10 protein-coding genes and 2 tRNA genes are annotated in these 15,993 nt (G+C 43.1%); 8 read left to right on the plus strand and 4 right to left on the minus strand.

All coding sequences use genetic code 11. The features are described from left to right. Window positions 1-83: 83 nt before the first annotated feature. The 3 genes from V7K30_RS27985 to V7K30_RS27995 all read left to right on the plus strand — a co-directional run bounded on the left by V7K30_RS27985 (window position 84) and on the right by V7K30_RS27995 (window position 1,876). Window positions 84-971 carry a hypothetical protein gene (locus tag V7K30_RS27985; RefSeq protein ID WP_335004925.1) on the plus strand — a complete coding sequence of 296 codons (888 nt, stop codon included), beginning with the start codon at window positions 84-86 and terminating at the stop codon, window positions 969-971. Window positions 972-1,037: 66 nt separating this feature from the next. Beyond that, on the plus strand, window positions 1,038-1,325 hold the full coding sequence (locus V7K30_RS27990; protein ID WP_335004927.1) for a hypothetical protein: 288 nt from the start codon (window positions 1,038-1,040) through the stop codon (window positions 1,323-1,325). Between the two features lie 92 nt (window positions 1,326-1,417). Further along, window positions 1,418-1,876, plus strand: a complete 459-nt coding sequence (locus V7K30_RS27995) for an RpiB/LacA/LacB family sugar-phosphate isomerase (protein ID WP_335004929.1) — start codon at window positions 1,418-1,420, stop codon at window positions 1,874-1,876. On the opposite strand, the gene V7K30_RS28000 is transcribed toward V7K30_RS27995, so the two are convergent. Beyond that, the gene (locus V7K30_RS28000; protein WP_335004931.1) at window positions 1,865-3,799 is read right to left on the minus strand and encodes a heavy metal translocating P-type ATPase; all 1,935 of its coding nucleotides are present in this window, start codon (window positions 3,797-3,799) and stop codon (window positions 1,865-1,867) included. The genes V7K30_RS27995 and V7K30_RS28000 overlap by 12 nt on opposite strands. Window positions 3,800-4,021: 222 nt before the next feature. Here V7K30_RS28000 and V7K30_RS28005 point away from each other — a divergent pair, with 222 nt between their 5' ends. The 4 genes from V7K30_RS28005 to V7K30_RS28020 all read left to right on the plus strand — a co-directional run bounded on the left by V7K30_RS28005 (window position 4,022) and on the right by V7K30_RS28020 (window position 11,716). Continuing rightward, a complete protein-coding gene (locus tag V7K30_RS28005) occupies window positions 4,022-5,146 on the plus strand; it encodes an AAA family ATPase (protein WP_335004933.1) in 1,125 nt (374 codons plus the stop codon). After that, complete coding sequence (locus V7K30_RS28010) at window positions 5,133-5,708, plus strand: hypothetical protein (RefSeq protein ID WP_335004935.1); 576 nt, start codon at window positions 5,133-5,135, stop codon at window positions 5,706-5,708. The genes V7K30_RS28005 and V7K30_RS28010 overlap by 14 nt, the downstream gene beginning before the upstream one ends. Continuing rightward, window positions 5,705-6,847 carry a precorrin-8X methylmutase gene (locus V7K30_RS28015; protein ID WP_335004937.1) on the plus strand — a complete coding sequence of 381 codons (1,143 nt, stop codon included), beginning with the start codon at window positions 5,705-5,707 and terminating at the stop codon, window positions 6,845-6,847. The genes V7K30_RS28010 and V7K30_RS28015 overlap by 4 nt, the downstream gene beginning before the upstream one ends. 351 nt (window positions 6,848-7,198) lie before the next feature. Continuing rightward, complete coding sequence (locus V7K30_RS28020) at window positions 7,199-11,716, plus strand: DUF4912 domain-containing protein (RefSeq protein ID WP_335004939.1); 4,518 nt, start codon at window positions 7,199-7,201, stop codon at window positions 11,714-11,716. A gap of 94 nt (window positions 11,717-11,810) precedes the next feature. Here V7K30_RS28020 and V7K30_RS28025 read toward each other — a convergent pair. The 3 genes from V7K30_RS28025 to V7K30_RS28035 all read right to left on the minus strand — a co-directional run bounded on the left by V7K30_RS28025 (window position 11,811) and on the right by V7K30_RS28035 (window position 13,777). Continuing rightward, window positions 11,811-11,882 (minus strand) — tRNA-Val (locus tag V7K30_RS28025). A 649-nt stretch (window positions 11,883-12,531) separates the two neighbouring features. Next, a tRNA-Val gene (locus tag V7K30_RS28030) sits at window positions 12,532-12,603 on the minus strand. 658 nt (window positions 12,604-13,261) lie between these two features. Continuing rightward, on the minus strand, window positions 13,262-13,777 hold the full coding sequence (locus V7K30_RS28035) for a Uma2 family endonuclease (protein WP_442941117.1): 516 nt from the start codon (window positions 13,775-13,777) through the stop codon (window positions 13,262-13,264). Window positions 13,778-14,647: 870 nt separating this feature from the next. On the opposite strand from V7K30_RS28035, the gene fbp reads away from it, so the two are divergent. Continuing rightward, on the plus strand, window positions 14,648-15,697 hold the full coding sequence (fbp, locus tag V7K30_RS28040; protein ID WP_335004941.1) for a class 1 fructose-bisphosphatase: 1,050 nt from the start codon (window positions 14,648-14,650) through the stop codon (window positions 15,695-15,697). Window positions 15,698-15,993: the final 296 nt, after the last annotated feature.

A 15,993-nucleotide genomic window follows, 5' to 3' on the forward strand; every position in this document is an offset into this window, starting at 1 on the left:
TACTGTCGGAATATAGACTATACGTCTCCTTTTCTGATAAGGTAATTTGGTCAAAAAAACCAATCCAGTAAGCAATTATTGACATGAATAGTTGTCCAAAAATTTTAGCTGCTATAGCTGGTAGTTTACTAAGTTTAGTAACAATAGACGTTAACTTAGCACAAGCTGGCAACTTTACCTTTACATCAATCGTTAACAATAGGGATAATAAGGACTTCTTCAATATCGGTGGTGGTCCGATCAACGATAATGGCATAGTAGCTTTTGTTGCTACGACATCTTCAGGTCAAGGCATCTTTACTAGCAACGGCGGCGGAGCGTTTACCACTGTCCTCAACTCGTACCCACAAGACCCATATACAATCAATGGTCTTGCAATTAACAATAGTGATACAGTAGCCTTCGGAAATATTAGTAGTTATCCTCCAGAAGGACTCTTTATAAGTAACGGTGGTAATCCTACCACAGTTGTTACACCAAGCGATGGTTTATTTGTCACTAGTGTATCACCTGGCACGTTAAACGATAGTGGCACATTAGTTTTCGGTCTTTCAAAGGACTTTGATAATGGCGCTACTATTGCTACTGGCAATGGTGGCCCTTTGACAACTGTAGTGGACACTAACGGACTATTTAAGTTTTTCGACCAACCCCCTGCAATTAATGATGCTAATGTAGTGGTTTCTCAAGCTACATTAAAAGATGGAAGACAAGGTGTATTCACGATCAAAGATGGGACAATTACAACGATCGCTGATAATACTAGTCTCTTTTTGGGTGGATTTGTTGAGGTTGGCATTAACAATACAGGAACAGTAATATTTGACGCTTTTCGAGAGGACGGGAAAGAAGGAATATTTACAGGCAATGGTAAAACAATTACCACTATTGCCGACACCAGTAGCTCCTTTAGTAGATTTATTCGTAACGCAATTAATGACAACAATCAAGTAGCTTTCGGTGCAACATGACGTGATGGGGCAGAAAATGTTTTTACCGACGGCATCTTCACAGGGCCAGACCCCATTGCAGATAAGGTGATTGGCATCGGAGACTCTCTTTTAGGCGGCACTGTGACGAATATTTTTTTCAGTGGTGGTATTAATAATTCCGGTCAAATCCCCTTCTTTGCAGAGCTTGTAGATGAGAGTGGTAAGACGATCACGGGTGTTTTCCGTGCCGATCCAGTTTCTAAATCAATTCCCGAATCTACTTCCACATTAGGCCTACTAGCTTTTGGCGCTTTAGGCACGGGTTTAACTCTCAAAGGAAAACTAAAACAGAAGTCAACAGTTAGAAGAAGTAGCCTAACTTATACCATTTAGATTAGCAGATATTGATTTTAAGGATCAATCCTCAAACATAAATCCCTATTTTGAATAAATTTACATTTTTAAAGGGAAAAGCGTGAACAGTTATGAAAATCGCTATTGGCAGTGATGAACGCACCAACCTTACTGATAGGATAGTGGAAGAACTTAAGCAGCGTGGGCATGAAGTTATACCCTTCGGTTCCCTAGCCGAGAATGATCTAGAAGTTGATTGGCCTCTCAGCTGTAGTAAAGTTGCTTTGGCAGTGGCAAGCCAGAAAGCAGATGAGGGCATTGTCTTTTGTTGGACTGGTACTGGCGCATCTATTGCCGCCAACAAAGTCTCAGGGATACGTGCAGCATTGTGCCATGACGCTGAAACTGCACGCGGGGCCCGCATCTGGAATCATGCGAATGTGCTTGTATTAAGTTTACGTGCTACTACAGAAGCGATCGCTAAAGAAATATTAGATGCCTGGTTTAGCACACCCTATTCTGAAGATGAGTGGAACCTCCTGCAAATGGAGCGGATTAGACAGTTAGAGAAAAGTGCTTTATTTCAGTAATCTTAGACCACTCAGGGTAACTAACACTGTGGAACCTTCATGCCCAATCACGCCAATGGGTAGGTTAATATTTCCCAGAAAGTTGCCCACCAAAAGCAACATTATAAAACCCAACGCTACGAATATATTCTGTTTGACTATGGCTTGCGATCGCCTACCCAAATGCATCGCCACAGCAATTTTTTCTAACCTGTCTGCCATCAGTACTATATCTGCGGTTTCCAATGCCACATCGCTACCAGATATTCCCATCGCTATACCTACAGATGCTTGCGCTAAAGCTGGTGCATCATTGATTCCATCGCCCACCATTGCTACAGTTTGATATTGTTGCTGTAGACGGCGGATAACATCCAGCTTATCTTCTGGTAGAAGTTGAGCATATACCCGATCAATTCCGACTGCTTTGGCGACACTGTGAGCAGTTTCTTCATTATCCCCAGTTAACATGACAATTTGCTCAATTCCCAGCTTCTTTAACCGGGTAATGGTTGCGGCTGCTTGCGATCTTACTTCATCTGCGATCGCAATTACACCCATCACCTCCCCGGCTCCCCTCCTCGCAAGCGGGGTGGGGTTCTTCGCTACCCAAACCACAGTTTTACCTTCTTGCTCCAAAGACTGAGCCATTTCTCGCAATTCTTCAGGTAAATTTGTCACATACTGTTGCACAAAAACGGCATTGCCGACAATTATCTGTTGTTCTTGGGCGATTCCGACAATTCCCTGTCCCGGTATGGCTTGCACTTGAACTGCACCAACCCAATCCAAATCACCAGCCGCCTGCACAATTGCCTTACCGATGGGATGTTCGGAAGATGATTCCACACTAGCAGCGGCTTTTAATACATTTCCTTGAGTGTATTCACTAACTGGAATTACCTGGAATACCTGCACCTGTCCTGTTGTTAGAGTACCAGTTTTATCAAATGCGATCGCTCGGACTTTGCCAATCTTCTCCAACTGCGCCCCATTTTTAAACAAAATCCCCTGTCTAGCACCATTGGCGATTCCTGAAAGCAGGGTGGGCATAATTGCAGCCATCAACGCACAGGGAGAAGCCACCACCAGAAAGGTAAGCGCCCGATAAATCGTTGTTTCCCAATCCCAACCCCAAAGAAATGGCGGTAAAGTTGCCAGTAATATCCCGGCTACTACAATGACTTTGGCATATCCTTTCTCAAAGCGATCGATAAACTCTTGCGAAGGTGGTGCTTCAGTCTGCGCTTGTTCTACCAAGCGAATCACCCGCTGAATCAAACTGCTTTGGGCTGGTTTGTGTACCTTAATTTGCAATGCACCATAGCCGTTGAGTGTGCCGGCAAATACTTCTGCGCCCACTGTTTTCTCTACAGGTAAAGACTCGCCTGTAATTGCAGCTTGATTGAGGGTGCTGTAACCAGATAAAATTATCCCATCAGTAGGAATTAGCTCTCCGGGTTTGACGACAATCTCATCACCCACTTTTAACTGACTGATCGAAACTTCCGCTTCCCTTCCCTGATGCAAAACCCTTGCTGTATCTGGTGTCAAACTCATCAAACTGCGGATACTCCGCTCAGTTCGCTGCATTGCATATCCTTCCAGTGCGCCACTGATGGCAAAGATCAGAATCAAAATTGCCCCATCAATAATTAGATGATATTCTCTTCGCCATAAGCCGAGGCTAGCAGCACCAATCGCCGCCACAATCATCAGCAAATCTACATCGAGTTCTTTTTCTTTGAAGAGAGTAGTCAATCCCTCCCGCGCACTTTCGTAACCACCAATTAGATAAGCAGCGGGTAGCAGCAGCAATGCTAATCCCAACCAACCGAGATGTAAGGCGAACCATCCGAGAAATAGCAGCAAGCCACACAAAAGGGCGGCTAAGGTATCTGCGTGTTCTCTGGTGAATTGGGTGAAACGCTGGGGGTAGAGCATGAGAGGTGAATTAACAGGGACTCTCTCAGGCTAAACCTTGACATTAATGTTAATGTCAAGGTTTATAATGATTTTGAAACGCAGAGGGGCGCTGAGGGAAGCGCAGAGGTACGCAAAGTTAAATATTTATCTGTGTTTTTGAAGCGTTTTTCAAAAGTGGGATGTGGATAAATGAGACGATTTAACTGTTACGTTTAAAATTGCACTAGGATGAAAAAATCTATGCTCAAGCGAATATATATTGATAACTTTCGCGGCTTGGTAAATTTTGAGATGAATTTTGACTCGATTAACCTGTTTCTTGGTGGGAATGGAACAGGTAAATCAACTGTTTTTGAAGCCTTGCGGAGAATTCAACTTTTTATAAGTGGTGTTGCTAAGGTAGAAGGAATTTTCCCATTTTTTGACTGTACTCGCTGGCAAACTTTACCAATTCAGCGTTTTGAAATAGAAATTGACGGAAATGATGGTAACTATAAATATGAACTTGCTATTGAACACAATCGAGAAAATAGCCAGGTACAATATGAGCGTTTGTGGTTTGATAACCAACCTTTATTAAAGTTCGAGATGGGCGAAGTTCAAATTTTTTATGACAATCATTTAGTCAGTCCGACGAAATATCCTCCTTTTAATTGGTTTCAGTCCATACTACCTTTATTGCCGGCAAATAATGACATCAAAAAACTGACCTGGTTCAAACAGCGCATGGAGCGATTTATTATTGTACAAATTATTCCTAACCTGATAATTAATAGTAGTGAAAAAGAAGAAGCACAATTGACTCCTAGAATGGAGAATTTTGTTTCTTGGTATCGCTATATTTCACAAGATCAAGGCAAAGTTGCTGAACTAATGAATATTTTGAAAGATGTATTAGACGGTTTTGTAAGTTTTAAATTTGACCAGTTTAGAGAAGGCTATCGAACTTTAAAATTACGATTTACAACAGATGCAGATCGGACAAATATTATTGATTATTACTTTAATGAACTATCTGATGGACAAAAAGTGCTGATTGCACTATATACGCTTTTATATTGTACCGAATCTGAAGACTATACATTGTGTATAGATGAACCCGATAATTTTTTAGCACTACCGGAAATTCAACCTTGGCTAATTCAACTTTATGATTTCTGTATTGACAGAAAAATACAAGCTTTACTAATCTCCCATCATCCTGTATCAATTAATTATCTTTTAGCTTCACCTATAGGTTATTGGTTTGAGCGTCAAAGTAATGCACCTGTACGAGTAAAACCAATTAGTAATCAAGAAGCTGAAAATTCGGGATTACCAATTTCAGAACTGATTGCACGGGGCTGGCTGTATGACCCAGAATAGAGTACAGATAGTAATTTTGTGTGAGGATCTACAACAGCAAGTTTTTGCATATCATTTTTTGAAAAAACGAGGCTTTAACATAAATCCAAAAAATCTTACAATTAGGACTTCTCCAAAAGGTAAAGGTGCAGGAGAGCAGTTTGTTAGAAAGCGTTATGCAGCAGAGGTTAAAGAATACCGGAGAAAAAACTATCGTTCAGGAATGCTAGTAGTGTTGATTGATGCAGATACTGAAACAGTAAAGGCAACACTAGAAGATTTAGATAATGCACTGATAGAAAATTCACAGGAACTTCGTAAGCCTGACGAGAAAATAGCAATCTTCGTGCCAAAAAGAAATATCGAAACTTGGATACATTATTTACGAACAGGAGAAGTTGTTGAAGAAGAAGCAGAAAAATCTTATCCAAAATTCCTCAAAAATGAGGCAATTTGTAAACCCGGTGTTGAACACTTAGCAAACCAGTGTTCTCAAGGGAGTTTAGATGAAAATGCACCGCCATCTCTCCAGGCTGCTTGTGGAGAATTACAAAGACTTTTACCATTATTAAATAACTTATGAACGCTAGTTGCTTAACTATAAAAGAACTCACTGATGCAGTTGGCGGCGGTTTAACTCCGCGCATGGTCAGACATTACCATCAATTGGGACTACTACCGCAACCAGTGCGATCGCGTAGCAATTACCGCCTCTACACCAAAAAAGATGTCCTCCGGTTGCAACGGATTGTCGCACTGAAGCAGCAAGGGTTTCAGCTAAACCACATCCGTCAAATTTTGGAGGTGGAACCAGAAGCCGACACAACTGTTAACCTGATGGGACAACTCCAGCAGCAATATCGGGCGGTGATGCAACAAATTTCCCAACTGCGGCAAACTGCATCAGCATTAGAAGGATTATTAGGGCGCGATCGCCATTGTCAAATTATCCAGGCGGAAGTCTTGGCACAACTCAAGTTACTCGATGTCGAAACTCAAGCTGGATTGGGGGGATTGGAAAACCTCTGGAGTGGCTTGGATGCCGAAATTCATACACATTCGGAAGCTTTTACAGAATCGCTACAACGTTTATTACCTGATTTGTCTCAGCGTTCGGAAATTGAACAACACTTAATTTCTCAGTTGGTTTTGGCTTCTGGCGATGTCAGTTTGGTGTCCTTTATCAAATTGAGTCGAGATGCGATCGCTGCTAGTCGAGAAGCCCTATCTTCAAGCTGTCAAATTGTTGTCGATACCCAAACTGTTGCTGCTGCTTTGGATCAAACCCGATTACTTCACTTGGGATGCCACATTGAAACCTTGATTGATAATCCCCATATTACCACTGCCACAGAGGCAGAACTCGCCTTTTGGCAACATCGAGAATGGCGAGAAAAATTGCTGCAAGTAAGTCAGGGTTGCGTGCTGGTAGTTGGTTATGCTCCCTCAGTCCTTCTAGAAGCTTGTGAGGCGATGTCTACGACGGGCTACGCCAACGCTAACCAGAAAATTCAGCCTGCATTGGTAATTGGAATGCCCATAGGCTTTAGCCATGCTCCCGCAGCCAAGCGACAACTGATGCAACAAGGGATACCCTATATTACAGTTGAAGGGACTTTAGGAGGTGGCGCTTTAGCTGCGACTGCCCTAAATGCCTTGGTGGAGTCACTGATTGATAAACCAGATTGTCATTGTTATCTCAAAGATGTAGAACCCTTGTAGAGACGTAGCACTGTTACGTCTGTGAAAATAATATTGTTAAATAATATTGAATTTGCTACACTTTACCAGTTTTAGTAATTCAATAATTCATAATTGTGGCCATAAGCTACCAACTTGGTATAAGTTGCAATAAAAATTAGAACATTTTATAGTAAACAGACTCTGGCAATTAGAGTATAAATTATCATGCTATACAAGTTACGGCGAAGTATAAATCAATATAAGTGCGCTGAAGTAACTTAGAAGTAAAGATAACTCAGATGTATAATTAGCGCGTCTCCTCCATAATCCCTAACAAGATTGTGATTTAGGTCTGGTAGGCTTTCTATTTTTTACTTTAATAAGGGGCATATGTGGCAACAAGAAAAAAAAGATACTTTGATAGTCAAGCTGGTATTATGGGTTGCCTTAGCTACGACCCCGATGGCAGTAATGGTGGTATCTGCACCGATACTGGCACAATCTACACCTAAAGCTCCCTCTTTTCCACTGCCGCAAACAGTGCAGAATGGGACGACAGTGCGGATTGACGGTTCAAGTAGCTTGGGTGCAATCAACCAAAGCCTGAAAGAAAGTTTTGAAAAACAATTTTCCGGCACAAAAGTTGAAGTTGCTACTAACGGCACTGGTACGGCACTGAAAGAATTGCTGGATGGCAAAGCCGACATAGTAGCAATGGGGCGTGGGTTGACGCCAGCAGAAAAAGCCCAAGGACTAGAGCAAGTTCGCTTGCGCCGTGAGAAGATTGCGATCGTGGTTGGTGCAGATAATCCTTTCAAAGGAAGCTTAACCAGTAGGCAATTCGCCCGCATTTTTCGGGGAACAATTACAAATTGGTCACAACTGGGAGGGCCTCCAGGGAAGATTCGGTTAATCGATCGCCCTAACACGAGTGAGACTCGCGATACTTTTCGTACTTATCCAGCCTTCAAGACTGCTGAATTTGCTACAGGCTCTAATGCTACCCAACTAAGTGAGGATAATACCGCAGAAATTATCAAACAACTGGGCAAAGACGGCATCAGTTATGTCTTAGCTAATCAGGTGTCCAAGTTAAAAGGTGTGCGAGTTCTGCAATTACATCAAGCCTTGCCAGATGATGCTAAATATCCCTTCTCGCAACCTTTAGTTTACGTTTACAAAAAAAATCCCAGCTTAACCACAGGAGATTTTCTCGGCTTTACCCTTGCACCCCCAGGACAGCAAGCTATAGAACGAGCTAGAACTACTGAAGCAGAGGCGATCGCAGCTAGCGTATCACAACCTGCTCTCACGCCTTCCCCCAGTGCCCAGACGACACCTGCTGCTACGCCTTCCCCTAGTGCCACTCCTTCTGTATTTGCCGAACAGCCGTTTGTGGCTGCTCCAGCACAAAACAGTCCAATTGTAAATAGGGAAACACCATTATGGTTGCTGCTACCTGTCTTTTTTATTACTCTAGCTGGAGGGTTATTATGGAGGGTTCTGGGAAAACGCCCATTGCCCACTGAGAAAACAGACAACTTACCAGAATCAAATTCTTATCCACCCAGCACAGAAGATGGAGAAATGGCAGTGCTCAATGCCAGCACAGTTTCTTCCGTTAACGGAGCGATGCTTGAGGAGCAGCCAGTGCCGCACTTCCAAGAGCAAGAAACCCCTGATCGCACTCCTTTCAACATCTATGCTCAAACACAATCTGACCTGACCCAGAATGCTACTCAGGGGACATCTAATTTAGTACAAGAGGCAACTAATGGTACCTCTAACCTCTATGAAGGTGTAGCTAATGGCTCAGAAAATAACAACTTGGGAGCCGCAGCTTTAACCGGTGGTGCGGCTCTAGCAACGGGAATCGGGGCGGCTACCTGGTCTGCCTTTACCAACAAAGAAACAGAAACAGACGCCATTGATGAGACAGTCGAACTGGATAACTATCCAAAGACAAACACTCCTGATTCTGATGAAATTGCATGGGACATAGAAGCCCCAGCGGCTGTAGTAAATACTTCATATCCTCACCTGGCTAATATTCCAGAAGAGACATCTGATGTGGAACTGCCTTCATCTGAGGTGACAGCCCCACTCCCAAAATCAGATGTGCCAGAAGTCACATCTGATTTTGGATATTGGGACACAGAAGTTAGTGAAGATCAGATAGATACAGAAGTTAGTGAAGATCAGATAGATGAGGAACTTCAGGCAGAATTGAACTGGCTAGAGAGTATCACCTCAACTGAAGATACAGCCCCAGTGGATGAATTGCCCTTACCAGAGTCTGACGAAGTGGCAACGGATATAGAACCCTCAGCGGCACAAACATCCTCACTGCTCGATTTCCCAGAATTTCCAGAAGATATATTGAATCTGGTAGCAGACGCATCTGAACCCACTGCCGATTTGCTAGAGTCAGAATCTCCAGCAGAGCCGACTGTTGAGGAAGATATTGCTGAAACTGACTCCACAGATTTTGCCGCTGCTCTAGCAGCAGGCGCAGGGATTGGAGCCTGGGCTACCATTGCATCAGATACCCAAGGACAAACTGATACTACGGTTGACAATGCACCGATGTCTACGACGGGCGTAGCAGCAGCCGAAACAGCTATTGGTTTGGTAGATGCAGATGAAGAGAGCAGTATTTTGCTCACACCGCATACTTATACATTAGCTCATGTCTCTTGGGAGATTTCCGAAACCAAGAAAGCAGCGATGCGCCAACAGGGCGGCTCTCAATTGGTAGTACGGCTCTACGATGTGACTGGGATAGACTTGAGTTATCAAACTCCTCAGATTGTCCAGCAGTATGAATCTGAGGAGACAGCACACGCTGGCTTTGTGGAAATTCCTGTCAGCGATCGCGACTACATAGCTGAAATTGGCTATATCGCTGATGGCGATGCCTACGGCGGTAAACTACGCTGGTTATTCATCGCCCGTTCAGCAGTTGTTCGGATCTTCAGTCCTGTGCATCCAGATCCCATAGTTGATGATGCGCCGATGTCTACGACGGGCGTAGCAGCAGCCGAAACAGCTATTGGTTTGGTAGATGCAGATGAAGAGAGCAGTATTTTGCTCACACCGCATACTTATACATCGGCTCATGTCTCTTGGGAGATTTCGGAAACCAAGAAAGCAGCGATGCGCCAACAGGGCGGCTCCCAATTGGTGGTGCGGCTCTATGATGTGACTGGGATTGACTTGAGTTATCAAACTCCCCAGTTTGTCCAGCAGGATGAATGTGAAGAGACAGCACACGATCGCTTTGTGGATATTCCCGTCAGCGATCGCGACTACATAGCTGAAATTGGCTATGTCGCTGATGGCGATGCCTACGGCGGTAAACTACGCTGGTTATTCATCGCCCGTTCAGCAGTTGTTCGGATCTTCAGTCCTGTGCATCCAGATCCCATAGTTGATGATGCGCCGATGTCTACGACGGGCGTAGCAGCAGCCGAAACAGCTATTGGTTTGGTAGATGCAGATGAACAGAGCAGTATTTTGCTCACACCGCATAGTTATACATCGGCTCATGTCTCTTGGGAGATTTCCGAAACCAAGAAAGCAGCGATGCGCCAACAGGGCGGCTCCCAATTGGTAGTGCGGCTCTATGATGTGACTGGGATAGACTTGAGTTATCAAACTCCCCAGCTTGTCCAGCAGGATGAATCTGAGGAGACAGCACACGATCGCCTAGTGGAAATTCCGGTCAGCGATCGCGACTACATAGCTGAAATTGGCTATATCGCTGATGGCGATGCCTACGGCGGTAAACTACGCTGGTTATTCATCGCCCGTTCAGCAGTTGTTCGTGTCTTCAGTCCTGTGCATCCAGATCCCATAGTTGATCATGTGGCGATTGCGGATGAAACAGATATTGACTTGGTGGATGTAGAAGAAGAGAGCAGTATTGTCCTCACAGCCCGCACTTCCCAGTGGGCTGATATCTCTTGGGAGATATCCGAAACCAAGAAAGCAGCGATGCGCCAACAGGGCGGCTCTCAATTGGTAGTGCGACTCTATGATGTGACTGGGATTGACTTGAGTTATCAAACTCCTCAGTTTGTCCAGCAGTCTGAATGTGAAGAGACAGCACACGATCGCTTTGTGGAAATTCCCATCAGCGATCGCGATTACATAGCTGAAATTGGCTATGTCGCTGATGGCGATGCCTACGGCGGTAAACTACGCTGGTTATTCATCGCTCGTTCCCCGATCGTTCGTGTCTTCAGTGGTGTCCATACAGATCCCACAACAGATCCCCCAGTTGAAAATGTAGCGTTAACAAACGAAACAGCTATTGGCTTGGTAGATACCCAAGAAGAGATCAGTGAAGAAGAGAGCAGTATTGTGGTTACACCCCGCACTCCCAAGTGGGCTTATGTCTCTTGGTACATTTCCAAGACTCAGAACGCAGCGCTGCAACAACAGGGCGGCTCTCAATTGGTAGTGCGACTCTATGATGTGACTGGGATTGACTTGAGTTATCAAAGTCCCCAGCTTATACAGCAGTATGAATGTGAAGAGGTAGCACGCGATCGCTTTGTGGCTATTCCCGTCAGCGATCGCGACTACATGGTTGAAATTGGCTATATCGCTGATAGCGATCGATGGTTACTCATAGCCCGTTCACCTAATGTTCGGGTTTTCAGTCGTTCCCACGAAGATTTCTGGTTTGTGGCAGATGCTGAGTTGATTATTCACGGAGCAACCCAACCAAATACAAGTGTAAACATTGGTGGACATACCATCAAAATCAAACCCGATGGTACTTTCCACTTACGTCTTCCCTTTTCAGATGGTTTAATGGACTATTTGATCACGGTAGCTGCTCATGGGGAATCCACTAGAACTATCCACAAGAAGTTCTCCCAGGAAACCTCAGAAAGGTAGTAATTACCTTGAGTTATCCCCTCTAACCCTATTCTCCCCTTTTAGGGGGAAATGGGGAGAGGGTTAATTTAGTGAAAGCCTTGCTGTATATAAGTGGGCGATACTGGATTTGAACCAGTGACCCCATCCGTGTGAAGGATGTGCGCTACCCCTGTGCTAATCGCCCAAGACTCCTTATGTTATCATAACTTACTCAGATTGACGCTTGCAAAAGTTCATTAGATAATTTACTCAGTAGATTTAAGTAAAAATTCAAGCTCTTCTTTATTTTTGGATTTTGAAACTGAGCCATCCTCACTACTATTGTTTATCCTTTATCTCATATAAGCATTAAGTGTTTTACCCCTTGCCTCTTCATACTGATTTTTTTCTGGTTTATATGACAATACGGTTCAGTTAAAGCCAAAAACCAAAACTAGCGTAGGTTGGGTTGAGGGACGAAACCCAACATTTTCAGGATTTTGTTGGGTTTCGCTACGTTCAACCCAACCTACAATTATCCTTAAGCGAACCGTATTGGTTTATATGATTCATATAGACTAAATAATCGCAAAATTAACTCAACATTAAGCATTCTGTTTTTGTCTGGCTTTCCCTCTTTTACCTGGTGGACTTTTGAGAAAAGCTCTAATCTTTTTCTATAGTTTGGAATCCGACTGCACTCGAACAAGAAATCATTAAATTCTCCATGAAACATACAGTTTCTTAATTCTTGAGCATTAAGAGAAACTGACCCTTGATTGGGCTAATATATACATTGGTTTCATTTAAAGCAAAGCTATCATTGGTATAATACTTAAAGCACCTAAAATAAGTGGGCGATACTGGATTTGAAGCAGTGACCCCATCCGCGTGAAGGATGTGCCCTACCCCTGTCTTAATCGCCCAATGTTGACTCGCGGCAGCAGCCCAATAAGGAGTATTTCCAGCCTCTGGCTAGAAACGAGATTTTTCCTTAGTCCGTCGAGGCGGACTTTGCCTGTATAGCCGCAAATAATCTTCGCCCCGCCTTTCACTTGCGGAAAACACCGAAATTAGAAAGTAAACTGGGGTTTGAATAAGTAAAACGTCATTTTACTTGCGGAAAACACCAAAATGAGTAAGCAAACTGGAGTTTGAGTAAGTAAAACGTCATTTGGCTTGCGGAAAACACCAAAATGAGAAAGCAAACTGGGGTTTGAGTAAGTAAAACGTCATTTGGCTTGGGGAAAACACCAAAATGAATAAGTCAAATGGCATTTTGAGAAAGCATTTCAGTATTTTGAGAAAGTAAACAGACATTTTGATAAAGAAATTAGGCATTTTGATAAAGGAATCAGCAAATATACCTGCCCAAAAAAGTTAAATGCCTGAATGGTGGACTATTTAACAAGCATCATATTGAAGATAAATATCAGATTTTTATAGCTGATGAGCCGTTTGAGAAAATTCTATATTTAAATTGCCCCTACAGCCTGTAGTTTTGCGTAAGTCTTATATAAAAATTCTGAAAGACTTTACAGAATGGCATTAGGACTTGCATTAACAATCAAAATAACGATTCATCTACGCAAAAATTGGCTGTAAATTTAAAATAAAACTAGGGAGAACATCTTCACCAAATAAACTTGTAGGAGATTGTAAAACTTCTGGTGCAAGATTAGGGCGATAAATGATTACTTGTTTATCTTTGGGATTAATTAACCAACCAAGTTGTAAACCATTTGCTAAGTATTCCCGCACCTTGGCTTGAGTGTCCTCGACATCATCAGTTTCAGAAACCAATTCTACTGCAAAGTCTGGGCACAAAGGGAGATATTTTTTTCTTTGTTGTGGTGTGAGAGCATCCCACCGTTCCATCTTTACCCAAGAAGCATCAGGAGAACGAGTTGCACCATTAGAAAGTTTAAAACCAGTAGAAGAATTAAAAGCTTTTCCTAAATTATTTTGACTGTTCCAAAACCATAGTTGACCTAACAAATCAAAATTACGGTTTCCCGTTTCTCCTCCAGTGGGTGAGATGATTACCAATTCTCCTTCAGCAGTTAATTCCAAACGCAACTCTTTATTCACAGCAACAATCTATTCAAATTCCTCATCCGTAAATTTGAGATTAGGAGGTAATTGTAAAGTTAAAGCAGTCATAATTAATTCCGCTCCACAAAATCCTAGTTGCGTTACACCCATGCGCTGCCAATAGAGAAGACTAAACCTCTACCTCTACTTTATAATTTCCCCTCCCCTAATAAGGGGTAGTGTTACAGAAAGTGTCACCAGGGGCAAAGTAATGAATAAAGTACTGAATTTTATTGGGGAGTTGGAACTTTATCCACTTTGATTTTGGTTTGTTAAGTAAAAAGGGTTGAACAGCAAAAATCTCTCTTTAGCAATAGTAAGCGTAGGCGCAGCCCGCCGTAGGCATCGCTAGACCAAATATCTCATAAAAGTAACGTTAGATCTTACCGAAGAAGAATAGAGACTTCAGTCGCCAGAATGGGCTAAACGCCTCGCTATCGCTAACAGAATTGAATTCCGAACGTAAAAGGGGATAGCGACGCGGAAAACTCATCCTGGAGCGTCTGAATCATGGTTTAGAGCAAGCGATTTTAATCGTAGAGAAACAGGCTTCTTCCCTACTCCCCACTCCCTACTCCCCACTCCCAGCCTACGCAAATAATTTCAGAAATCAAATCGGATTACTATAGTTACCTTTATTACCTTCTGTAGTCTATTGATTTAGGTAAATTACTGACTGTAATCTTGGTGATGTCTTAGACAAATTACTACGTATCTAGGTTCTGAGTGCAGGAATGACTGAAGATTGATTTCTTTAGTTTATCTAAAGTCGCATCTAAGTTATCAAATTACCTTCCTAAGATAGAAGCAGCAACCATAAGTTGCCATACACGACTAAAACCCAACTAACAGCTAGTGGCTGCGGAGAACATAAAAATGGCTAAAGCGCCAGAATCTTTAGACTTATCTACTTACGACGCTACGGACAAATCCCTAGATCGTGATTGTACAACCTTATCCCGTCACGTCCTCCAGCAACTTCAGAGTTTTTCGCCAGATGCACAGGATTTAAGTGCGCTGATGAATCGCATCGCGCTGGCCGGCAAACTGGTTGCTCGCCGCATGAGTCGCGCTGGTTTAATGGAAGGCGTTCTCGGATTTACTGGAGAAGTTAATGTGCAAGGAGAATCCGTCAAAAAGATGGATGTCTATGCTAATGATGTGTTTATCTCAGTGTTTAAGCAAAGCGGCTTAGTCTGTCGCCTCGCTTCTGAGGAAATGGAAAATCCCTACTACATCCCAGAAAACTGCCCCATTGGGCGCTATACCTTGCTGTATGACCCAATTGATGGCTCATCTAACACTGATAACAATCTCAGCTTAGGTTCCATTTTCGCCATTCGCCAACAAGAAGGAACTGATAGCGATCATAAGGCAACTGACCTCCTCACCAATGGACATAAGCAACTCGCTGCTGGATATATCTTGTATGGACCTTGCACAATGCTGGTTTATACTATAGGTAAGGGGGTTCATTCCTTTGTCCTTGATCCCAGCTTAGGAGAGTTTATTCTCACAGAAGAAAATATTCGGATTCCTACCCACGGTTCCGTTTACAGCGTGAATGAAGGCAACTTCTGGCAGTGGGAAGAATCGATTCGAGAATACATCCGCTACGTTCATCGCACAGAAGGCTACAGCGCTCGTTATAGCGGCGCAATGGTGAGCGACATCCATAGAATTTTGGTTCAAGGCGGCGTGTTTCTCTACCCAGGCACAATTCAAAACCCAGAAGGAAAATTGCGCTTGCTTTATGAAACCGCTCCTCTAGCCTTTTTGATTGAGCAAGCAGGCGGTCGTGCTACTACAGGACTGGTAAATATCTTGGATGTAGTGCCGAAAAAACTGCATCAGCGCACACCTTTAATTATTGGTAGCAAAGAGGATGTAGCAAAAGTAGAGTCTTTTATTCAAAACGGACACTAGTGTCAGAAGGCAGAAGACAGGAGAAAATAAAGCTTGTAAATAAAGCTTTTTAACTTTTTTCAACTGGATAGTTATTTTTGCCATACTGCACTAGAGGACGGTGACAAAAGCATCAAGGATGCGTCTAGCCTATGGCATTAATTAAACGTTAATCATGGTGATTTAGGATTGGGAATGCAGAGTAGCACTTTTTGAAGATCAATTAAGGATTATCTCAGCTGGCCGATGCGATAAGTGATTGGCAACGCCACAATTCAAAAGTAACCATCAACATTTGATGCGTTTTGCCAACTTCA

Origin of the sequence: Nostoc sp., assembly GCF_036917655.1 — a bacterium.
Classification (GTDB): domain Bacteria; phylum Cyanobacteriota; class Cyanobacteriia; order Cyanobacteriales; family Nostocaceae; genus Nostoc.